Raw genomic sequence first — 25,162 nt, forward strand, 5'->3', positions numbered from 1 at the left:
ATGATTGATGTAAGTTGTATTTTAATAAACTATAATACGTCTCAATATACTATAGACTGTATCAAGTCGATAATTGACAATACTCAAAACTCGATTACTTATGAAATTGTGGTCATTGATAATGCCTCTCGTTTTGAAGATTATAGCATATTAAAAACACAAGTGGATGAATTAAATGCCAAGCAAGTAAAGCTTATCAGAAGTAAGCTCAATGTTGGTTTTGGCGCAGGTAACATGTTGGGTGTTCAGTATGCCGAACCTTGTAAATATTATGCATTTATAAACAATGACACGCTACAAGTAAGTGAAAACTGTTTATACCATTTAAAAGCGTTTATGGATCAAACAACTGATGCTGGCGTATGTTCTCCTCAAATGTTGGACGAACACAAAAAGTTTAGAGTGACTATAGATCATTTTTCATCTATTCAGCGTGAAATTTTAAGAAGACCCTTACTAGAAACATTATTTCCATCTACATATCTCAATCGCAAAAAAACGTACGATAAGCCTACAAAAGTGCATTATGTTCAGGGTTCTTTTATGTTTATAGATGCAAAAGACTTTGATGATATTGGTGGTTTTGACACTAATTTATTTCTGTATTACGAAGAATCTGATGTAAGCAGACGACTTTTAAAACAAAAGAATAAGTATACCTACTTAATACCTGATCTAGAATACATTCACTACAAAAGTGCTAGTATAAAAAAGAACATACATATAAAAATAGAGCAAAAAATCGCATTGCTGTATTACATAAAAAAGCACTTTGGATGGCTACATCACAAAATTCTAATTATTTACTATTCTATTCGCTATTTTTTCACATCGATTATAAAACCTAGCTATTGGAAATTATTTTATATTTTTTTAATTGGCGCACCATTATCAAAATCACTAAAACAGCAACAAAAAATTAATCAACAATAACAAACTAACCATCAATAAAATATTAAATGGATTATAACAATAAATCGAATACTTACTATAAAAATGAAAGAGAGGAAATGCTTGAGTTTTTCCCTACCGATGCCAAGACGGTTTTAGATATTGGTTGTGGCGAAGGTGCTTTTGCTTCAGTTATCAAGGAGAAGTATCAAATTGAAACTTGGGGAATTGAATACATGGAGGATCATGGTAATGAGGCAAAAAAATCTCTAGACAAAGTTTTTATCGGTCCGTGTGAAGACTTTATTGAAGATCTTCCAGAAAACTATTTTGATGTTATTTACTGTAATGATGTCCTTGAACATCTGGTAGACCCTTACTGGGTTCTAGAAAAAATACAATCTAAATTAACAGACAAAGGCATCATTATTAGTTCAATACCTAATATGAGATATCACAGTGCATTAAAAAAGCTTGTTGTCAATAAGAGTTGGGAATATGAACGCAGTGGTGTTATGGACAAAACGCATTTACGTTTTTTTACTAAAAAAAGTATTAGAAATATGTATGAGCGTCTGGGTTATGAAGTAGTCACTCATAAAGGTATAAACAAAACCGGGTCAATAAAACCCTACTTATATAATATTCCATTATTGTTTACAGCTACAGATATGTTTTATGTACAGTATGCAACTGTAGCAAAAAAAGCATAATTTTATGTGTCATGAGAAAATTCAAAAATGTTTTTGCAAAATTATTTAGGGCATTATTTGGTAAAACACCAAGTGATTTCAAGAACATTCCAATTTTCATAAATAACTACAATCGGCTACCAACAATTCTAAAACTTATAGAGGCTTTAGAAAAAAGAGGATATACCAACATTCATATTTTAGATAATCAATCTACATATCCACCTCTTCTTGAATATTACAAGAACACGCCTTACAAAGTACATTTCCTTGAAAAAAACTTTGGCTCTAAAGCATTTTGGAAAAGTGGGTTGTGGTTAAAATTCGTAACATCATATTATGTCTATACAGATCCCGATGTTGTTCCAATAGAAGACTGTCCAGATGACTTTTTAGAATACTTCTATTCGTTGTTAAAGAAATACCCAAAAGCTCACAAAGTAGGTTTTTCACTCAAAATAGACGATCTACCTGATACGTATATCAACAAAGAAAAAGTTATTGAATGGGAAAGTAGATACCATAAAGAAACCATAGAGGATAATGTATTTATAGCTGCAATAGATACCACTTTTGCGCTTTATCGCCCTTTTTCTAAGCTTGGACAACGCGACCATAGAACGTTGACATTGAGAACTGGAATTCCGTATCAAGCAAGACACTTACCTTGGTACATTGACAACGAGAATCTTGATGATGAAGAACTGTTCTATATCAATTCTATCGAAACAAGAACGGGTTGGTCTAGACAAAACAAGTAAATCAAAAAAAATCTCGAAATTTGCATCTTGTAAATTTAAATCATAGTGAGCATATTAGATACCGAAATAGAAAACGCCTTATCAATTCTTAAACAAGGAAAATTGATTCTCTATCCAACAGATACTGTTTGGGGAATTGGTTGTGATGCATCAAATCATGAAGCTGTAAAGAAAGTCTACAAACTCAAACAAAGAGCAGATTCTAAGGCACTCATATGTCTTGTCAATAACTATTCTATGTTAGAGAAACATGTTGATAAAGTGCCTCAAATGGCATATAGTATTTTAAATATCGCCGTAAAACCAACCACAATTATTTATGATAATCCAGCTGGTGTTGCAGAAAATCTAATCGCTAATGATAATACTTTGGCCATTAGAGTTGTCAAAGATAAATTTTGCGAACAACTCATTAAACAATTAAAAAAACCTCTGGTCTCAACTTCGGCAAATATTAGCGGTCAGCCTACTCCAAAATCATTCAAAGAAATAAGTGAAGAGATTTTAAAAGGTGTGGACTATGTCGTAAATTTGCAAAGCGAAAAAAGTGATATAAAACCATCGTCAATTATCAAACTAGGAAATGATGGGGCTATAAAAATCATACGAGAATAAAACTTGCGTCGAGCAATTTTAATAATGAATTATAAACAAGCATTAAAACATCCCATTTTTGCGGTTATTAGCAAGTCTGCTCAAGAATTAGGAGTCGATAGTTATGTTATTGGTGGTTTTGTTCGTGATTTCATTTTAAACCGTGGTGAACACAAAGACATTGATATTGTTGCCATAGGAAGCGGTATCGCTCTTGCAAAACTAGTGGCTAAAAACTTGCCTTCTCAACCAAAAGTTCAAGTCTTTAAAACCTACGGAACTGCTATGTTAGTGCATGACGGAATGGATATTGAATTTGTTGGAGCACGAAAAGAATCATATTCTAAAAACAGTAGAAATCCAGTTGTCGAAAACGGTACACTACAAGATGACCAAAATAGGCGCGATTTTACAATAAATGCCATGGCCTTAAATTTATCTGAGCAGCACTTCGGAAATTTGCTAGATCCTTTTAATGGCATTCAAGACCTAAAAGATAAAATCATACGTACACCTTTAGATCCTGACATCACTTATAGTGATGACCCTCTGAGAATGATGCGTGCGATTAGGTTTGCTACTCAGCTCAATTTCACTATTGAATCTAAATCGCTTCAAGCCATATCAAAAAACAACGATCGTATTAAGATTATTACTAAAGAACGTATTGTAGTCGAGCTTCATAAAATTCTTGAAAGTGATAAGCCCTCAATAGGATTTTTACATTTAGAAAAAACAGGTTTGCTAGACCATATCATGCCTGAGCTTACAGCACTTAAAGGTATTGATGAAGTTGAAGGTCAAACACATAAGGACAATTTTTATCACACCTTAGAAGTTGTTGATAATATTGCAAAAACAACTAAGAACTTATGGTTGCGTTGGGCTGCACTACTACATGATATTGGCAAAGCTCCTACTAAAAAGTTTAGCAAAAAAGTAGGCTGGACATTTCATGCCCATGAATTTGAAGGTGCCAAAATGGTATACCATTTATTCAAACGTCTAAAAATGCCTTTGAATGACAAAATGAAGTTTGTTCAAAAAATGGTATATATGAGTTCTCGCCCTATTGTTCTTGCTCAAGACATCGTTACAGATTCTGCAGTGAGACGCTTGGTTTTTGATGCTGGTGATTATGTCGAAGATTTGATGACATTGTGTGAAGCAGATATCACAACTAAGAATCCAAAAAAATTCAATAAGTATCATAACAATTTTAAAATTGTTCGTCAGAAAATTGAAGAAGTAGAAGCTCGTGATCATGTACGTAATTTTCAACCTCCAATTTCAGGAGAAGAAATTATGAAAGCCTTTAATTTAAAACCATCAAGAGAAATTGGTCAAATTAAAGAAGTAATCAAAGAAGCGATTTTAGAAGGCGATATTCCTAATGAATATGAGGCTGCCTATCAACTTATGCTGAAAGAAGGCGAACGATTAGGACTCAAAGTAAATTCTCAATTATGATTAAAATCATAAGAACAGACTCAAAGAATGAAGATTTTAGCGACCTGATAAAAGAGTTGGATGCCTATCTAAAAGTGACCGATGGGGATGAGCATGAATTTTACAATCAATTTAATGGCATTGATGTCTTGAATCATGTGATTCTTGTATATGACCAAAATGAAGCTGTTGCTTGTGGTGCCTTCAAAGAATTTAACACCTCTAGTGTTGAGATTAAACGCATGTATACTAAACCAAAAACGAGAGGTAAAGGTTTGGCCTCACAAGTGTTAAGCGCTTTAGAAACCTGGGCTCATGAACTAGGCTATACAGCTTGTGTCCTTGAAACAGGAATACGTCAAAAAGAAGCTGTTCAGTTCTACAAAAAAAATAATTACACTAATATCCCAAACTATGGTCAATATATAAATATGACCAATAGCTTGTGCTTTGAAAAAAAACTAGTTTAAATGAAAAAGGATAATAAAAAAGTCATCTATTGGCTACTTATTGGCTGTGTTCTAATCTTTATAATGGTTATTGTTGGCGGTATTACCAGATTAACACATTCTGGATTATCTATATCAAACTATAAACTCATTTCTGGTACTATCCCACCTATGAATGATGTTGAATGGCAAGAAGCTTTTGAACTTTACAAACAATACCCTGAATATCAAAAATTAAATACGCATTTTGACTTACAAGATTTTAAAGATATTTATTTCTGGGAATGGTTACATCGCGTCATTGGTAGATTTATAGGACTCGTATTTATTATCCCTTTCTTATATTTTTTAATACGAAAGCAATTAACCAGAGCAACTATCAAAAAAAGTATTATTCTATTAGCCCTAGGCGCTTTTCAAGGCTTTCTAGGTTGGTATATGGTTAAAAGTGGCTTGGTCGATAATCCTGATGTAAGTCATTATCGTCTTGCTGCTCATTTAACAACAGCGTTTCTAACATTTGCTTTTACATTTTGGGTTGCCTTAGATTTAATCTTTCCGCAAAAAAAAGAGATTGAAAAAAAACTAAGAAACTTTATAAGAATAGCTTTAGTCGTTTTAATATTACAAATTATCTATGGTGCATTTGTTGCAGGTTTAGATGCAGGCTTCATGCATAACCATTGGCCTATGATGAGTGAAGGCAAGTTTATTCATGAAACTGTATATACTGAACATCAGCCACTTTATAAAAACTTTATTGAAGGCAGAAGCGGTGTACAGTTTGCCCATAGAACTTTAGCGTATATTGTTGTGATTTTTATTATTGCTATTTGGTTAAAGACTAGAAAACTAAACGTATCAAAGTACCAAGCAATCGGTATTAAAACACTATTAATCACCATAGCTATTCAGTTTATTCTAGGTGTTCTTACTATAATATATACTGTTCCTGTTTGGTTAGGGGTTTCTCATCAAGCTGGAGCATTCTTGCTTCTTTCTGCTATGGTATTTACATTGCATCGTTTCAGTAAATAATTTAAAAAAAGCATACCTTTGCGCTATAATTAATTACCATGATTTACAGATTTAGAGTCATACTTGATAACGATACTGAAGACGATATTTTTAGAGATATTGAAATTAGAGAAACAGATTCACTTGAAGATTTGCATAACACCATCACACAGTCTTTTGGTTTTGACGGATTAGAAATGGCCTCATTTTATGTGAGCAACGATGCCTGGGAACAAGGCGAAGAAATTTCGATGTTTGATGTGAGTGAAGGAGCAAATGCCGTGAGAACCATGAGTGAAACAGTTCTTAATGATATTGTACACGAAGCCCAAACAAAATTGATTTATGTGTATGACTTTTTAAACATGTGGACCTTCTTTGTAGAACTTGCTGAAATTGTAGATGAAGCTGAAGGTGCCGACTACCCAAACCTCATGTATGTTCATGGTCAAATTCCTGATACCGCTCCTGAAAAAGCGTTTGAAGCTGAGGATCTTGATGACGATTTCAATGAATTAGATGATGATATTGATGTAGGCGATTATGATAATTTAGATTTTGACGAAAATTGGAATTAATACATTTAGAAAATGAGTGAATTTTGGGATTTTTTAGTCGAAGGTGTTAATCATATTCTTGACCCAGAAGGTCTAGATCATTTCTACTTTATTCTCTCATTTTGTATCCTTTATACGTTTAAAGACTGGAAAAAAATTCTGGGGCTTGTAACAGCATTTACTGTAGGCCATTGTATTACACTTTTTTTATCAGGTCTTAATATTGTAAGCATTAATACAGATGTCATAGAATTTCTAATTCCTATTACCATTTTATTGAGTTGCCTCAATAATTTTTGGATACTTCTAAAAGACAAATCATACAAGCCTCAACTCTCAATTACATACCTTATCTTATTAGTATTCGGACTCATTCACGGACTAGGATTCTCAAATTATATCAGACGATTTATTTTTGAGGACGAATCTATCGTTTTGCCTCTACTTGGCTTTAATGTTGGTATCGAATTGGCTCAACTACTTATTGTTGCTGGCTTCCTATCTATTATATCCATACTAGCCCTAATAGCAAAAAAGAATACAAAGTGGATAAAACTGAGTGTAAATTTAATTATTACTCTATTGGTTTTAAAAATGTTATTCTTAGATTGAGAAGCATACATTTAGATGCTATAATTCATTTTTGTAACAAATCTAATTTATAGTCGTCATATTTAAATAATCAACCATTGCAGACCTTTGTGCTGCAAAAAAATCAATCAAATTTTGGAATCAATTTTAACCATTAACAATCTTACCAAGAAATTTGGGTACTTAACTGCTGTTAAAGATTTATCGTTTACTATAAATAAAGGTAATGTTTATGGCATCTTAGGACCCAATGGAAGTGGTAAATCAACCACGCTTGGAATCGTTTTAAATGTTGTCAATGAAACTGCTGGTGACTTTCACTGGTTTGATGGCAATGTATCGACTCATGATGCTCTAAAAAAAGTAGGCGCTATTATTGAGCGACCAAATTTCTATCCTTACATGACTGCGCATCAAAACCTAAAACTAGTCTGTAAGATAAAAGGAGTAGACAATAGTAAAATTCAAGAAAAACTTGAAGTTGTCGGACTTTTAGATAGAAAAGACCATAAGTTCAAAACCTATTCTTTAGGTATGAAACAACGTTTAGCTATTGCCTCTGCATTACTAAACGACCCAGAAATCTTAATCTTAGATGAACCAACAAATGGTCTCGACCCTCAAGGAATTCATCAAATACGACAAATCATAAAAGATATTGCTAACAACGGCACAACCATACTTTTAGCATCTCACCTTCTCGATGAAGTTGAAAAAGTATGTTCTCATGTTGTGGTCTTGAGAAAAGGAGAAAAACTATACTCTGGACGCGTTGATGAAATGATCTCAAGTCATGGCTTTTTTGAACTCAAAACTGAAAAGCAGGATGAATTAATCCATCTTTTGGAAAATCATAAATCCTTCGGAAATATAAAAGTAGAAGACACTTTAATCACAGCGTTTTTAAATGATCCGATGGATGCAGAAACCTTCAATAAGCTGATGTTTGATAAAGGCATCATTTTATCTCATCTTGTTAAACGTAAAGAAAGCTTAGAAGAGCAATTCTTACAATTAACAGACAATAATTAATCATCAATCAAAAGCAGTTCTGAAGTCGCTTCAGAAACTATAAAAACCAACCACCATGTTAAGATTATTACAACTAGAACTTCAAAAATTACTGCTCAATAGAGCGAGTAAGGTTCTTATTTTTATATCATTTATTTTACCATTTTTTGTCATTATCCTATCATCACTACGAATTAACTTTTTTGGCTTTTTCGTACTAGAATTAGGTGACTACGGATTGTTCAATTTCCCAATCGTATGGCACATTACCACATTTTTTGCTTCGCAATTCAAATTCTTTTTTGCTATTGTCGTCGTCAGTATGATCGGTAACGAATACAGCAATAAAACACTCAAACAAAACCTCATCGACGGGTTGAGTAAAAAGGAATTTATTCTGTCAAAATTCTATACCATTATATTTTTCTCTGCGGTTGCTACCATTTTAATATTCCTCATTTGCTTATTCATCGGGTTATACTACTCTAGTATCAATGAAGCGCATTTAATTTTTAGAGAAACCGAATTCTTATTTGCTTACTTCTTAAAATTAGTTGGTTTCTTCAGCTTGTGTTTATTCTTAGGAATGCTCGTAAAACGTTCGGCGTTTGCCTTAGCATTCTTATTTGTACTCTATATTCTTGAATGGATTATTTTCGGACTAATAACATGGAAAGCTAATGTTGATATTGCGGAGAAAATTCAAAATTTCTTCCCATTAAAATCCATGTATAAGTTAATTGATCAGCCTTTCCAAAGAATTGCAATTTCTAAAGCGCCTAATGGTCAAGAGTTTTTATATGACTTCGCTGTGCATTGGCATGAGATCGCAATTGTATTAGCTTGGACAGCCTTATTTATCTTTTTATCGTATAGATTATTAAAAAAGCGAGATTTGTAATATCTTTATTGGCTTAGGTGTCAATTATTTTATAGGTTTTAGTTAGGTGAGCTTTCCGAAGAAAAAAGTAGGAATTCTAAGGCTGAAACTGTTTAATAACTGACACTTCAAGGCTAATTGCAAATATTACATGAAAAAGAAATCCGTTTTAACCCTTATAACGTTACTTTCTGTTGCCCTCACTTTTGCTCAACAAGAAGCTTCTTTTTGGTATTTTGGTCAAAATGCTGGGCTCCAATTTGACGCTGGAACTGGCAGTGTAACTGCAATAGTTGATGGCGAGTTGAACACCTTAGAGGGTTGCACCTCTATTTCAGATACAAACGGAAACTTACTATTTTATACAGATGGGCAAACGGTCTGGAATCAAAATCACGAAATAATGGCAAATGGTGATTATTTTGGAGGTACAGGTTTATTGGGAGACCCATCTAGTACATCTTCTGGCTTAATAGTACCAAAACCACAAGACCCAACCCAATATTATATTTTTACTGTTGATGAGCCACATCACAATAACGCGAGTGTAAGTCCTAACCAATTTACAGGTAATTATGATAGTGGTGGTACAGTTCCTGGTGCTGATGATGGATTCAATAATGGGTTCAATTATTCCTTGGTTGATATGACATTAAATGGAGGTCTAGGCGATGTTGTAGATACGGAAAAAAATATTCAGCTTGTCACTTATGATGTCACTAATCCTCAAGAAGTAGCTTATAAATGTTCAGAAAAAATCACTGCTGTAAAAGCAGATGACTGCTCTTCATTTTGGGTCATTACTCATTTTATAGATAAATTTTATGCGTTTAAAGTGGACATAAATGGTGTTGACACAACTCCTGTCATTTCTACTGTTGGTCCTGAAGTTCCTGTTTCTGGTTATCGTAGAAATTCGCTTGGTTATATTAAAGCATCTCCAGACGGAACTAAATTAGCTGTAGCGCATTTTGGATTTGCAAATATAGAAGCTGGCAATGCGGCTGGAGGCGTTTATTTGCTTGATTTTGATAATGATACAGGAGTCGTTTCTAACTCTGTTGAATTATACGGACCAGAAAATAATAGAAGCCCATATGGTATTGAATTCTCTTCAGAAAACACAAAACTATATGCTAGTATTGGTAACGGTATTCAAGGTAATGAAGGTAGTATTTTATTGCAGTGGGATCTTCTAGTAACGGACATTCCTACATCTGGGACTGAAATTCCTTCACCTGCTAATTTCACTGCTGGAGCTTTGCAATTAGGCATTGACAAAAAAATATATAGAGCACAATTTGACTTTACAGACGCCAACTCTGGTGATTATATAGGTATTATAGAAAACCCAGAAGCAGATGCCGGAAATATTATTTACAATGCTCAAGGAGTATTATTAGATGTTTCTGGCACAAATGAAAATGTGAGTCGTATCGGCTTACCGCCTTTTATCCAATCTTTATTTAATTCGCAAATTGATATTATCCAAAATGGGATTAGTACTACTGAATTGAAACTTTGTACAGGTGATAGTTACACCTTAATTGCTGAAAACGTTCCAGGTGGCACCTATACTTGGATGAAAGATGGTATCGTCGTACCAGAAGATACGTTTGAGCTATTCGTTGACACACCTGGTTTTTATGAGGTATTTATTGAACCTAATAATGGCGAATGCCCAATCGAAGGTGAGGCTGTTGTTGGTGTTTTTGATATTCCTACAGCTACGCAACCTCAAGACATTATCGTTTGCGACTCATCTGAAACATCTCAGTTTGATCTCTCGGTTCAAGATGCCGATATATTAGGTTCACAAGATCCTAATCAATATACTGTGCATTATTATACCTCACAGGAAGATGCAGATTCTAATGACAATGAAATTACCGGTCTGTTTGAAAATACCGAAACACCTCAAATCATTTATGCACGCGTCGATAATAACGATAATCAAAACTGTTATGCGACCACTTCATTTACCTTAAACGTATTTGTAACACCTGTTATTCTCACATTAGATGACATCACTGTTTGTGATACCGATTTTAATGGTAATAATATGGACGGATTTACCAACACTAATCTTCAAGATTTAAACGCAGGAATTTTAGGTCCGCAAGATGAGACACTTTATACTATTTCGTACCATCCTTCTCAACAAGATGCTGATGATAACACCAATGCTCACTCAAGTATATATACCAATACAACACCTAATGTAGAAGAGATTTTCGTACGTATTGAAAATAATGCCAATACTGATTGTTACAGTACAGATTCGTTTATTCTTACCGTGAACAACTCACCAGATGCCCTTGACGCAACACTTATACAATGTGATGAAGATGGGATTCCTGAAGGCTTTACCATATTTGACCTTAATCAAGCCTTTGATGATATTACTGGTGGTGCTCCAGACAGAACGATTAACTTCTATGTGTCGCTTTCTGATCTAGAAAATGATGAAGATGAACTCAATGCTGATGCTTTTGAAAATTATTTCAATCCGCAAACCATCTATGCGTTAGTAACCGATACATCGACTGGATGTATTAATATTGCCGAACTCACTTTGGAGACTAGTTCTACAGCCTCTAACAATGCTATTTTGGAAGTCTGTGATGATGATGGTACCGAAGATGGATTCTATAACTTCAACCTCTCTAATGCTCTTGATGATATTCTCTTTGGACTGCCTTCCGATCTGGATGTGACCTTCTATGAAACCTATGAAGAGTCCTTAATCGAAGACAATCCATTGGGTAATAGCTTTATTAATACAACGCCATACTCTCAAACCATTTATGCGCGTGTGGAGAATATAAATGCCTGCTTTGGAATTAGCGAGATTCAACTCACTGTTTTCGAATTACCTAATATCGTCACTCAAGAAGAAGTATTTTATTGTCTCAATACCTTTCCCGAGACCATTACCCTAACTGGTGGACTCATTGATGACACACCAAATAATTATTATTACGACTGGTCGACTGGTGAAGATGAATTTGAAATTCAGGTGAATGAACTAGGTATCTATACGGTTAGAGTGACCTCTACTGATGGTTGTTTTAAAGACAGAACCATTACTGTATCAGCTTCTGATATTGCTACATTTACCAGTATTGAAGTCACCGATGCCACGAACAATAACTCCATTTCTGTTTTTGTTTCTGGTGATGGCATTTATGAGTATGCACTAGACGATCCTAGCGGACCATACCAAGAGAGCAATGTCTTTGAAAATGTAAGCTTTGGATTTCATACGGTATATGTTCGTGATATTGAAAATGATTGCGGTATTGTAGATGAGATAGTTTCTGTAATTGGATTCCCAAAATTTTTCACGCCGAATGGTGATACGTATAATCAACATTGGCAAGTAAAGGGAATTTCAGCAGATTTTCAACCAAACTCACAAATATTGATTTTTGATCGCTATGGGAAATTACTCAAAGAACTCGATCCGCTTGGTCCTGGTTGGGATGGTACTTTTAATGGATTTAATATGCCATCTAGTGACTATTGGTTTGTAGTGACCTTAGAAGATGGTCGTGTATTTAAAAGTCATTTTGCACTGAAACGTTAACATAAACATGAAATTTAAACTCCAATATCTAATCCTTCTCATCGGCTTTTTCGGTTATGGTCAAAGCGAAGGGTCGTATTGGTTTTTTAATGAAAATGCTGGCGTCAATTTTAATTTTTGTGATGATAATGTGGTGACAGATACCGATGGTATGGTTCAAAGTGATGAAGTGGGTTTTGAACGCTATCCTTCTGTAATTTCTGATAAATATGGAAATCTGTTATTCTATTCAGATAGTAGAACCATTTGGAACAGAAATCATCAACAATTTCCAAATGCCAGCTTGCTTAATGGTACTGATTTAAAAGGGTTTAAAAACTCTGTCATTCTTCCAAAACCAAATAATCCTGGCCACTACTATATTTTTACGATAGATCAAATAGGTCCAAACAACCTCTTTGACGATGGCATCAATAGTGGTTTGAACTATTCTGAAATAGATATGTCTTTAGATAATGGTCTAGGCGATGTCATACCTAATCAAAAAGATATTGAACTTATTACCTATAATCCGCAATCCACCAACGAAACCATTATAAAAACAAGTTGGATGCTGACTGCTGTGAGAGGTTCAGACTGCAACTCCTATTGGATAATCACGCATTTTCAATCTAATTTTTATGCTTTTAAAATGGATGAAAACGGTGTAGATCCAAACCCAGTGATTTCTACGGTCGCTCCTTTACAAGAAATTGGAATTTTTAATAGTACTGGTGATCCGTATTATTTTGGGTCTGGACAATTAAAATCGTCTCCTGATGGTACAAAATTAGCTATAGCACACAGTGGGTTTGTTTCTGAAACTCAATTTATTGATCCAGGAAGTATCCATGTCTATGATTTTAATAATACCACAGGTCTCATAGACAATCGCAAAGATGTATTTGCTGGTCAAAATAGTAACGATTACCCTGTAGCAGTTGAATTTTCTCCTCTTGGTGATTGGCTTTATGGTATAACAGCTGAAGGTGACGCTATAGATTTTGATGTGCCTAAACGGTTCTTGCGATGGAATTTAAACTCAGATAACATCTCAGATTCGATAGAAATAATAGAAGAAGAAGGTATTGCAACTGGTGATGCGTTACAGCTTGGTAATGACAATAAGATTTATAGAACTAATATCGTTTTTGATAGTAGTAATGATGACTATCTACGTTATATGAGTGTGATTAGCAATCCTGATGTCAATAATTTAGACAATATCAATTATATAGAGTTTAGTTTTTTAGTCGACATCAACGATGACCTACAAAATACGGTGAGAACAACTTTACCTCAAATTAACAGACAATGGTTTAACCAACGCATTGATATTGTTAATAATGGCTTGAGCAGATGTGAACTTTTTCTATGTGGCGGACAAAGCAAAAATCTAATCGCCATTAATATTGAAGGCGCAACATATACATGGTTTCAAGATGGTCAAGTTCTCAATGGTGAAACAGGATTTATATTAGAGGTGACTACGCCAGGTTTTTACGAAGTATTTATCGAGCCTAATGATGGTCGCTGTCCTATCGAGGGTAACGCTACTGTTCTAATTTCTACAGAGGATATTCCAGTAGCAAATGATGCTTCTATACTTCAATGTGATGACGATACCGACAATGTTACCATTTTCAACTTAAGTGAAATCGTAGAGGACGTTTCTAATGCAGCAGAAGGTGTTCAGGTTAAATTCTATGAAACCTTTAGTAATGCACAAAGTGAGATTGCTCCAATATCTGTTAATTATACAAATACATCTAATCCGCAAATTATTTATGCAGTCGTAAAAAATACTGATAATGGCTGTATTAATATTTCCGAAGTGACCTTAGAGGTAAGTAGTACAACTGCAAATAATGCGATCTTAGAAGATTGTGATATGGGAGAAAACGACGGATTAACAACATTTAATCTTTCCGATGCTAATGATGCCATAACAGCTGGTCTACCCGATGGATTAACTATTTCTTATTATCCAACCTATGAAGATGCTTTATTGGAAAGTTTCCCTCTAGCTACAAATTTTTCTAATACAATTCCGTATGCGCAAACCGTATATGCAAGAGTAGAAAACGATAATGCTTGCTATGGTATTAGTGAGATTCAATTGAGTGTTTATGAACTCCCAGATGTTGAACTAGAAGAAACACTATATTATTGTCTAAATACTGCTCAGGACACGATTACACTTACTGGAGGTGTTATTGATGATTTGCCAAACAACTACTCTTACGAATGGTCTACTGGTGCTACAACTACAGAAATTGATGTTAATGAGCCAGGAACTTATACGGTAAGCGTAAGTAATACTAACGGCTGTTTTGTTAATAGAACTATAACTGTACTCGCTTCTAATATAGCAACCATTACTGACATTCAAGTGACAGATGCTACATTCAACAACTCTATATCTGTATTTGTAACTGGTGAAGGTATTTATGAATTTGCATTGGACAACCCTATGGGTCCGTATCAGGAAAGCTCTTTATTTGAAAATGTAAGTTTTGGTTTCCATACAGTGTATGTTAGAGACATTAAAAACGACTGTGGAATAGTTGAACAATTGGTTTCAGTGATTGGAGTTCCAAAATTCTTTACGCCAAATGGAGATACACATAATGTATTTTGGAATGTCAAAGGTATTTCAGCAGATTTTCAACCCAATACTCAAGTTTTGATTTTTGATCGCTATGGTAAATTACTGATAGAGGTTGATCCGCTTGGTTCAGGTTGGGATGGTACATTTAATGGTTTTGATATGCCAACTAATGATTACTGGTATGTTATTACGCTAGAAGACGGACGAATATTAAAAGGACATTTTACTTTAAAACGTTAAATTTTACATGAATAGAACCCCAAAATTATCAGTATTAATCACTCTTTTATTATACTTTAACCTTATACAAGCGCAAACGCCTAACGACTGCTCGGATGCGATTCAAATTTGTGGTAATTCTAGTGTAGATTTAGATGTAAGTGGCACAGGAAACATCGATACCTTTTCCAATGCCTGTGGTATGGTTGAGAATAATACCATATGGTTTAGACTCACTTTTGAACAAGGTGGAACTTTAGGTTTTGTGCTAACACCAAATAGTAGTGCGATTACAGAAGATTACGACTTTTCAGTATTTGGCCCAACAAATTCTTGTGCTAACTTAGGTCAAGCTATCAGATGTTCTACAACTAACCCAGCTGCTGCAAATCAAGGCAATAACTTAACAGGAATGAGTGACCCAGAAACTGATGTTTCCGAAGGTCCTGGAGCAGATGGAAATAGTTTTGTTAGTTGGATTACGGTTCAAGCAGGAGAAACATACTACCTCTTAATTGATAGACCTATTGGTAATAGCCCATTTAGTTTAGAATGGACTGGAACAGCTCAGTTCCCAGAATCTCCAGAACCTCAAGTACCAAGTGATGATGCAGCACTTTCTTTTGATAGATGTGATAATCTAGCGCCTTTTGATGATGGTGTTGCCTCTTTTAATTTAGAAGAAAACACGCCTATTATTTTAGGTGGCCAAACCAATACTGTTGTGACTTATCATACGACTGAAGAAGATGCAATACTTGGCAACAATCCTATTGCTAGTCCTTACATGAACACAAACAGCAATGAAATTATTTATTCAAGAATTGAAAACACCGTATCTGGCTGTTTTGTTACCACTCAATTTAATCTTAATGTAAGAAGCATCAATGCGAATGCGCCCAGTGATTTGATTATTTGTGATAATGATAATGATGGCGATATTACCAACGGAATAGCTGAGTTTGACTTAGAAGAGACCATATCTGAAGTTTTAAGCGGGCAAGATCCTGATAATTTTACAGTCACATTTCATAGCACAGAAAATGATGCAGAAAATGATACTAATCCAATTGCTACCATGTTTGAAAATACGACGCCTGATAATCAGCAAGTATTTATTCGTATTGAAGAAATTGCAAATGATTGTATTGGTGTTTTTCCTTTAAACCTAACTGTTAATCCAATTCCTGAGGCCAATGACACCACACTTATTCAATGTGATGAAGATGGCATTCCAGAAGGTTTTACCATTTTTGACCTTAATCAAGCCTTTGATGATATCACTGGTGGTGCTCCAGACAGAACGATTAACTTCTATGTGTCGCTTTCAGATCTAGAAAATGATGAAGATGAACTCAATGCTGATGCCTTTGAAAATTACTTCAATCCGCAAACTATCTATGCGTTAGTGACCAACACTACTGTAGGTTGCACTAATATTGCTCAACTAACCTTAGAAACGAGTTCTACGGCTTCCAACAATGCCATTTTAGAAGTGTGTGATGATGATGGTACTGAAGATGGATTCTATAACTTCAACCTCTCTAATGCGCTTGATGATATTCTCTTTGGATTACCTACCGATTTAGATGTGACCTTCTATGAAACCTATGAAGAAGCATTAATCGAAGACAATCCTTTAGGTAATAACTTTACCAATACCATTCCTAATTCCCAAACCATTTACGCACGTGTTGAGAATATGAATGCTTGTTTTGGAATTAGTGACATACAGCTTACTGTTTTCGAACTCCCCAATATTGTCATTCAGGAAGAAGTCTTTTACTGTCTTAATAATTTCCCTGAAACGATTACCCTAACTGGTGGCCTTATTGATGATATTCCTAATAATTATTATTACGATTGGTCTACTGGTGAAGATGAATTTGAAATTCAGGTGAATGAACCTGGCGTCTATACAGTAAGAGTAACCTCTACTGATGGCTGCTTTAAAGACAGAACCATTACAGTATCATCTTCCGATATTGCTACATTTACCAGTATTGAAGTGACAGATGCAACATCCAATAATTCGATTTCTGTTTTTGTTTCTGGCGACGGCATTTATGAATACGCGCTAGACGATCCTAGTGGGCCATACCAAGAAAGCAACGTCTTTGAAAATGTAAGCTTTGGATTTCATACGGTGTATGTGCGTGATATTGAAAATAATTGCGGCATTGTTGAAGAGTTGGTCTCTGTGATTGGATTCCCGAAATTTTTCACGCCTAATGGTGATACGTATAATCAATTTTGGCAGGTCAAGGGAATTTCAGCAGATTTTCAACCGAACTCACAAATATTGATCTTTGATCGCTTTGGAAAACTACTCAAAGAACTCGATCCGCTTGATGTTGGTTGGGATGGCACTTTTGATGGCTTTAATATGCCTGCAAGTGATTATTGGTTTGTAGTGACTTTAGAAGATGGTCGCACACTTAAAGGACATTTTGCATTAAAACGCTAACTAAAATTTGTGTAAATTGAATATCTAAAAATGGTTGAATGAGGTTCTTAAAACACATAATAGTTATTGTAGCCTTTGTTTTTACAATTCCCTCATTTGCGCAAGACATTGAACTTTTCCAGCAATTCAACGGCAGGTATGACTACACAGCTATTGGCAATACACTCAATCCGTTTGAGAATAATTTAGATGATAGCTTTTGTTTTCCTTTAGAATCTTCTAGTGCCACACTTAACTTGTCGTCCTCTGCTACTGTAGTCGCCGCTTATTTATATTGGGCAGGTTCTGGTACTGGAGACACAAATGTCACACTTAACGGACTTTCAGTTGACGCTGTAGACACGTATACAGTTGATTACTCAGAGCCTTTAGCGGAGACGCTTACCTATTTTTCATGCTATGCAGATATTACCGATTTTATAATTTCCGAGGGAAACACACTCTATGAACTATCTGATCTAGATTTAACAGATACATTAACCAATACACCTGGATTCTGTAATAATCGTACCAACTTTGCTGGCTGGAGCATCTATATCATTTTTGAAGATAGTACACTCCCATTAAATCAATTAAATCTATATCAAGGTTTGGAGATCATTAATAGAAATAATCAAGAAAAAACCATTACGATTGATAACCTTAATGTGATTGATAATGAAGGTGCAAAAATTGGATTTCTAGCTTGGGAAGGTGATAACAATCTAAACTTTGGAGAAAGCTTATCTATTAACGATAATATCTTATCAAATCCACCACTAAATTTAAGTGATAATGCGTTTAATGGAACCAATAGTTTTACAAATTCGAGTGCATTTTATAACGCAGATTTAGATGTTTATGATATTCAAGATAACATCAACATTGGTGATACAAGCGCTGTCATAAAAATGACTACTGGTGATTTTGATGAGTTTGGTGTTTTTAGAGCAGACTTGATAATTATAAATAATATAGTTACTGTTTTAAATAGTCAATTACCAGATGCAACAATCGTACTTGATGATTATATTATCAATTGTGGTGATCGCAGTCTTGCTGTTGATTACACTGTTTTTAATACCAATAGTACAGATCATTTACCTGCAAATACGCCTTTAGCTTTGTATGCTGATGGTGTTCTTGTTGGACAAACACAAACACAAAATGACATCCCAATAGATGCTTCGGAAAGTGGTACGATTACAATAACATTACCAGATACTATAGACGATATATTCTTGTTGACCTTAGTTATTGATGATGATGGCACTGGAAATGGAATTGTTATTGAAATCAATGAAAATAACAATATTGATGATGAACTTATTGAACTTTTAGTCATTCCTCCTATTCAAATACTACCTAATGAAATTGCGTGTAATGAAGGCTTCAATAGTGCTGCTTTTAATTTAGTAGAACTTTTTGAAAACTCTATAACGACTGAATTAGAAGTTGAATTTTATGAAACCATAGACGATTTAGAATCTAATATAAATGCCATTTCAAACCCTGAAGCCTATTCAAATACTAGCAACCCAAAAACTATATATATCAAAGTATACAATCCACCTTGCTATGATGTATACCAGTTTGATCTTTCAGTAGAAAATTGTCCGCCTTATGTACCTGAAGGGTTTTCACCAAATGACGATGGTACAAATGATTGGTTTAACATTCAAGGGCTTTACGATATTTTTGAAGATCATAAACTAAAAATCTTTAACCGCTATGGCACGTTAATTTTTGAAGGCGACAATGGCAAAAAATGGTATGGCTTGATTAACAGAGGTTTAAACAATCATGGTAAACGTGTACCTGTTGGAACGTACTTCTATGTTCTTGATCTTAATGATGTTAACTATCGACCATTGGTAGGCTGGGTGTACGTAAATTACTAGAAATGTTAAAATTTTATGTAATTCATCTTATTTTTTTGTGCTTTAGCTTATTTAATCATAGTTTTCTATTGAAATCAACCTGATGTTCACAATCGTTCCCTACTATGTTTTCAAATTGTGTCTATCAACCAACCAACAAGTATGAAACAATTTTCGTCAAGATTATCACGATACTTTAAAATTACACAATTACCTACTTACAAATTTTAAGCAGGAACCTACCTTGGTACTACAACGACGTATTCTTCCCAGGAGAAACAGCTCCAAATCTTAACGTTAGTCAATCGGGAAAATCATACCGTTGTAGTCCAATTTCCTGTGATCATCTAATAACTATCAATTCAATTGACGAAACATAATGACAAAATGTTTTGTCGCTTTAATATTATGTTAGATACCTTAGAAATCGTTCAAATCAATGAAAAGGAGAAAAAGACTTCTATGATGATTTAGTTATCGAAAACTGAAATAATTTAACAATTTGGACTTTAATAGACGTTATAAAGATCATAAATGTTAAAATTTTGCGCTATTCGTCGTCTTTTTTTGTATTTCATCCAAATTACATCTACTTTTCACTCCAACAGAATATCTATAATCAAACAAGTCCCAAACTAACTAGGTTGTGATATTATAACTTAACCGCTTACAAATGACATTTTTGAAACAATCCCTCTTCATTATTGCATGTCTTATATGCTGCACAATTGGTGCTCAGCAAATTAGTATCAATAACTCATTTACAGAACAAGAACTTATAGAAAACAATCTTATTCAAGGTTGTGTTGAAACGTCTAACATTCAATCCCAAGTTAACGGTCAAATAAACGGATTTAATAGTTTTGCTTATTTCGAGCGAGCAGGTTCTAATTTTCCTTTTGAAAACGGAATCATGTTATCTACAGGTAATGCTGCATCTGGAGGAAACACAGTAAATACTGCTGTTTTAAATGACGGTGAGCCCAATTGGACAACCGATTCAGATTTAGAGACAGCTCTTGGAATCACTGGAACACTAAATGCTACGTCGATAGAGTTCGACTTTGTATCGGTTGCAAACCAAATTCAGTTTAATTATATCTTAGCATCTGAGGAATATTTTGGAAACTTCCCTTGCGAATACTCTGATGGTTTTGCTTTTCTTATCAAAGAAGCAGGTACTAATGATCCTTATGTTAATATTGCAGTAATTCCTGGAACGACCACTCCCGTAAATACAAACACTATTCATGATGAAATTGTTGGCTTTTGTAGTGCTTCAAACGACCAATTCTTTGAAGGTTACAATCTAGGCGACACTAATTACAATGGTCGTACAACTGTAATGACAGCAACAGCAAGCATACAGCCTAACGTTCAGTATCATATCAAATTAATTATAGCAGATCAAACCGATAAAAATTATGATTCGGCAGTATTTATTGAAGGAAATAGTTTTAACTCTACTGTAGATTTAGGTCCAAATATCCAAACCTGTGCCGATCTAGTGACTTTAGATGGAGATATTGAAAATCCGTTGGCCACATACTCTTGGTTTTTAAATAACAACAGTATTCCTGGTGAAACACAATCAACTTTAGATGTGACCCAATCTGGAGATTACCGAGTGGAAATTGAAATTCCTTTGGCTGGTTCTACTTGCCTGATTGAAGATACCGTATCTGTAATTTTAAGTTCAACACAATCAGCTGGACCCATTTCAGATTATGAATTATGTGATGATGCTAGTGCAGATCAAACAGAAACTTTTGATTTATCTACAAAAGACGCTGAAGCTATAGCAGCTGTTCCTGCTTCAAGTTACACAGTAAGCTATCATCTTACAGCAAATGATGCTCAAAATGCTGCAAATGCCGTATCAGGATCTTTTCAAAATACCTCAAACCCACAAACTATATTTGTAAGAATCGAAGATACAAGTACTGGATGTTTGGCATTTCAAAGTTTTGATTTAGTCGTTAACCCTTTACCTATTATTACACAACCAACAACTTTAATGGTTTGTGATGATGCAACAGCTGATGGTTTTACAACTATAGATTTATCTCAAAAAGATGATGAGATTACAAATGGAAATTTCGATCTTAGTGTTACATACCATTTGACACAAAACGATGCTGATAATGGCATAAATGCTATCCCATTACCTTATGTGAATACGAATGCGAATGAAACTCTTTTTGTTAATGTCACAAATATAAACACAGGATGTTCTACAACAACGACCTTAGATATTGAGGTTTTGAACAATCCTGTTATTAATACAGACGATCATTATATTGAAGCCTGTGATCCCGATCATGATGGTTTTGCCAACTTTGATCTCACTTCTGCAATTGATGATATTTTAGAAGGCTTAACTGGTGTTAATGTAACCTTTCATGAAACTCAAGAAGATGCCGATTTAGGTGTAAATGCAATTGCAAATGAGACCAACTATACCAACATCACTAGTGGTGAACAAATCATTTATGTTCGTGTTGAAGATGCTGCAACAGGTTGCGCCTCTACAACGCCTATTGAAATTCATCCAAATTTATTATTAACAGCAACAGACATAAGAAACTTTAATTTATGCGATGTTGATAATGATGGTATTGAAGAGTTTGACCTTATAAATATTAGTCAGACTATCGTTAATGACGTTGAGGAAGTGATGGAATATAATATCATAGTCGCTTTCTATTTAACAGAAGACGACAGAGACAATGAAGTTAATCCAATTGACATCAATGTTCCTTTTATTCCTACATCAAATCCACAAACACTATTTATAACAATTACTAGTCCTGTATGTCAAGAGATTGCTCAAATTGATTTGGTCATAAATCCAATTATAGAGTTTGATCCTGTTGATAACCAATTAGTTTGTGATACAGATCAAGATGGGTTTACAACCATAGACTTAAGTCAGTATGATAATTTAATTACTGATGGTCAACCAGACTTTACTGTATTGTACTTTGCCTCAGAAGCAGATGCAAATTCAAGCTCAAATGTGTTACCAACACAATTTACAAATACTTCGAACCCGCAAACTTTATATGTGAGAATTAGATCTGATAATACATTTTGTGCAGATATAAATCCGCTTGTCATTGAGGTCTTACCTGCACCTTTATCTAATCAACCTACAGATATTGTTATTTGTGATGACGATCAGGATGGTGTATCCATTATTGATTTGAATAGTAAAATATCAGAGTTAGTGAGTGACACTACAGATAGAAGTATCACATTTTACAATACTCAAAATGATGCAGATTTAGCAACTAATGTAATTGCGACAGCAACATCATATGCTGCTAGTACAGAGACTGTTTTTGCTAGAATAGAAAACACGATTACTGGATGTCATTCTACTGAAAGTTTAGAAATCATCGTTAACACACTTCCTAATTTTACCGCAATTTCAAACTATAAGATTTGCGAAGACCAAAGTGATAATGTAGGTGATTTTATCTTTTCTACTAAAGATGCTGAAATTTTAAACGGACAAACAGGAAAAGAAACCCTATACTTCTTAAATCAATCCGATGCAGATAATAACACTAATGCAATTGATAAAACTGTAGCTTATCAAAATACATCAAACCCTCAAACCATCTTTGTGAGAGTTCAAAATATCACAGATACCGATTGCTACGGAACGGCTTCTTTTATTATTGAAGTAGGTACAAATCCTGAGTTTAATGCTCCAACAGATTGGTTTGTTTGTGATGACATCTCAAATGATGGAAGTGAAACTTTTGATTTAAACACTAAAGTTCAAGAAATTTCACAAGGTATTAATGATACCTTAGATATTACATTTTATACGTCTTTGTCAAATGCCGAAAACGACATTAATGCACTTCCTCTAAACTATACGAATACCTTAAACCCACAACAGATTTTCGTGGTTATCGATAATGGAACTATTTGTAATTCGATTACAAGTTTCGAATTAAATATCATTCAATCACCCGAAGCTAATCCAGCATTACCAATTTCAATGTGTGATGAAGATTATGATGGTATTGTAACCTTTGATCTTACTCAAGCGGAGTTCGATATTCTCGATGTAAGGCAAGATGATATTACAGTGACTTATTTCGAAACTATGGAAGATCTGGAAGCGAATACAAATGCTATTCAGGATCCAAGCAATTATACCAACCTCACTAATCCGCAAACTGTTTTCATTCGAGTGACGAATACCATTTCAAATTGCTTCGTATCTGTTCCTTTAGAATTAGATGTTAACCTACCTCCTGCCATTAATGATTTTGGAGTTTATCAAATTTGTGATAATGAAAATGACCTATTCGATTTATCTGAAATTGATGCAACACTACTAGATCAGACAGCAAATGTTTTAGTTAGTTATTATGCTTCTGAAGCAGATGCGCGTAACCAAGAGAATGCTTTAGCTAACGACTATAACTATCAAACTAATAATGATACGCTATTTGCTCGCGTAGAATTTTCTACAACACATTGTTTTACAATCTATGAGTTCAACCTACAGGTAAATTCGTTACCTATAGCTAATCAGCCCAATGATTTAGAGGCTTGTGATGATGATTTTGATGGGTTATTAGTATTTAACTTAACACAGCAGAATGCTCAAATTCTGGGTGGTCAAAACCCTAACGCATTCACAGTTACCTACTATAATGATGTAGTATTAGCTAATCAAGGTACAAATGACTTAGGAGATAGTTATGAGGCGATAACAAATGAAACTATTTATGTTCGTGTCGAGAATAATGCAACTGGCTGTTATAGTACAACTCAATTTATGACTATTATTTTTGAAAAACCAGTCATTGATATAGATGATCAAGTCATCTGTTTAGACAACTTACCACTTATTGTAAGTGCAAACACGAACAATGCTGGTGATACATATATATGGTCTACTAACGAAACAACACCTGAGATTGAAATTACCAATATAGGAACTTATTCCGTCACAGTAACTACACCAAATGGTTGTGAAACAACACGAGTATTCTCTGTATCTGAATCTGAAGCCGCAACCATCGAAATTACCGAAACCGTAGATTTCTCTGATCCAAACAATATTACAGTAACCATTAGTGGTATAGGAAATTATTTGTATCAACTAGATGACAATCCACCACAAGATACAGGCTTCTTCCAAAATGTAAGTCTTGGATATCATACCATAACTATTATTGATTTAAATGGATGTTCAGAAACAACAAAAGAGATTGTTGTTATCGATGCGCCTAAGTTCTTTACACCTAATAATGATGGTTATTTTGACACATGGCATATTACTGGAGTTGAAACCTTAACTGGAACAGTCGTATACATTTATGATCGCTATGGAAAAATGCTAACAACTTTAGACTCTAACTCAAGAGGATGGGACGGTTTATACAATGGTAATCTTATGCCTGCAAATGATTATTGGTTTGTTGCCAATGTAAAAAAGGATAACATTTCTTTTCAAGTTAAAGGCCATTTTTCATTGCGTTTATAAGAGGATAATCTTAACATTTTTTAAGGCTTAA

At 34.4% G+C, this 25,162-nt stretch carries 16 protein-coding genes; all 16 read left to right on the forward strand.

The window, feature by feature from the left end; translation table 11 throughout:
• The 16 genes from Q0783_RS06980 (at window position 1) to Q0783_RS07055 (ending at window position 25,131) form a co-directional block, all read left to right on the forward strand.
• Window positions 1-933 (forward strand): glycosyltransferase family 2 protein, encoded by a 933-nt coding sequence (locus tag Q0783_RS06980; RefSeq protein ID WP_298894204.1) that lies wholly within the window; start codon window positions 1-3, stop codon window positions 931-933.
• Between the two features lie 26 nt (window positions 934-959).
• A complete protein-coding gene (locus Q0783_RS06985; RefSeq protein WP_298894205.1) occupies window positions 960-1,604 on the forward strand; it encodes a class I SAM-dependent methyltransferase in 645 nt (214 codons plus the stop codon).
• Between the two features lie 11 nt (window positions 1,605-1,615).
• Window positions 1,616-2,344: a glycosyltransferase family 2 protein gene (locus Q0783_RS06990; protein WP_298894206.1), complete on the forward strand. Its 729-nt coding sequence runs from the start codon at window positions 1,616-1,618 to the stop codon at window positions 2,342-2,344.
• Window positions 2,345-2,383: 39 nt separating this feature from the next.
• Window positions 2,384-2,959, forward strand: coding sequence for an L-threonylcarbamoyladenylate synthase (locus tag Q0783_RS06995; protein ID WP_298894633.1), 576 nt, complete (start codon window positions 2,384-2,386; stop codon window positions 2,957-2,959).
• A gap of 24 nt (window positions 2,960-2,983) precedes the next feature.
• Complete coding sequence (locus tag Q0783_RS07000) at window positions 2,984-4,408, forward strand: HD domain-containing protein (protein WP_298894207.1); 1,425 nt, start codon at window positions 2,984-2,986, stop codon at window positions 4,406-4,408.
• Window positions 4,405-4,857, forward strand: a complete 453-nt coding sequence (locus tag Q0783_RS07005) for a GNAT family N-acetyltransferase (protein ID WP_298894208.1) — start codon at window positions 4,405-4,407, stop codon at window positions 4,855-4,857. Before Q0783_RS07000 ends, Q0783_RS07005 begins: the two co-directional genes overlap by 4 nt.
• Window positions 4,858-5,874 (forward strand): COX15/CtaA family protein, encoded by a 1,017-nt coding sequence (locus tag Q0783_RS07010; RefSeq protein WP_298894209.1) that lies wholly within the window; start codon window positions 4,858-4,860, stop codon window positions 5,872-5,874.
• 38 nt (window positions 5,875-5,912) lie between these two features.
• Complete coding sequence (locus Q0783_RS07015) at window positions 5,913-6,431, forward strand: hypothetical protein (protein WP_298894210.1); 519 nt, start codon at window positions 5,913-5,915, stop codon at window positions 6,429-6,431.
• A gap of 12 nt (window positions 6,432-6,443) precedes the next feature.
• Window positions 6,444-7,022: a HupE/UreJ family protein gene (locus tag Q0783_RS07020; RefSeq protein WP_298894211.1), complete on the forward strand. Its 579-nt coding sequence runs from the start codon at window positions 6,444-6,446 to the stop codon at window positions 7,020-7,022.
• Window positions 7,023-7,136: 114 nt separating this feature from the next.
• Entirely contained in the window at window positions 7,137-8,033 is an 897-nt protein-coding gene (locus Q0783_RS07025; protein ID WP_298761049.1) for an ATP-binding cassette domain-containing protein, read from the forward strand.
• A 55-nt stretch (window positions 8,034-8,088) separates the two neighbouring features.
• A complete protein-coding gene (locus tag Q0783_RS07030; RefSeq protein WP_230937179.1) occupies window positions 8,089-8,913 on the forward strand; it encodes an ABC transporter permease subunit in 825 nt (274 codons plus the stop codon).
• Between the two features lie 130 nt (window positions 8,914-9,043).
• A complete protein-coding gene (locus Q0783_RS07035; RefSeq protein WP_298894212.1) occupies window positions 9,044-12,481 on the forward strand; it encodes a T9SS type B sorting domain-containing protein in 3,438 nt (1,145 codons plus the stop codon).
• 7 nt (window positions 12,482-12,488) lie between these two features.
• Window positions 12,489-15,311, forward strand: coding sequence for a T9SS type B sorting domain-containing protein (locus Q0783_RS07040; protein ID WP_298894213.1), 2,823 nt, complete (start codon window positions 12,489-12,491; stop codon window positions 15,309-15,311).
• A gap of 7 nt (window positions 15,312-15,318) precedes the next feature.
• On the forward strand, window positions 15,319-17,757 hold the full coding sequence (locus Q0783_RS07045) for a T9SS type B sorting domain-containing protein (protein ID WP_298894214.1): 2,439 nt from the start codon (window positions 15,319-15,321) through the stop codon (window positions 17,755-17,757).
• Window positions 17,758-17,795: 38 nt separating this feature from the next.
• Entirely contained in the window at window positions 17,796-19,637 is a 1,842-nt protein-coding gene (locus Q0783_RS07050; protein ID WP_298894215.1) for a gliding motility-associated C-terminal domain-containing protein, read from the forward strand.
• Window positions 19,638-20,289: 652 nt separating this feature from the next.
• Window positions 20,290-25,131: a T9SS type B sorting domain-containing protein gene (locus Q0783_RS07055; RefSeq protein WP_298894216.1), complete on the forward strand. Its 4,842-nt coding sequence runs from the start codon at window positions 20,290-20,292 to the stop codon at window positions 25,129-25,131.
• Window positions 25,132-25,162: the final 31 nt, after the last annotated feature.

It is taken from the genome of uncultured Psychroserpens sp. (assembly GCF_947500255.1).
Taxonomy (GTDB): domain Bacteria; phylum Bacteroidota; class Bacteroidia; order Flavobacteriales; family Flavobacteriaceae; genus Psychroserpens.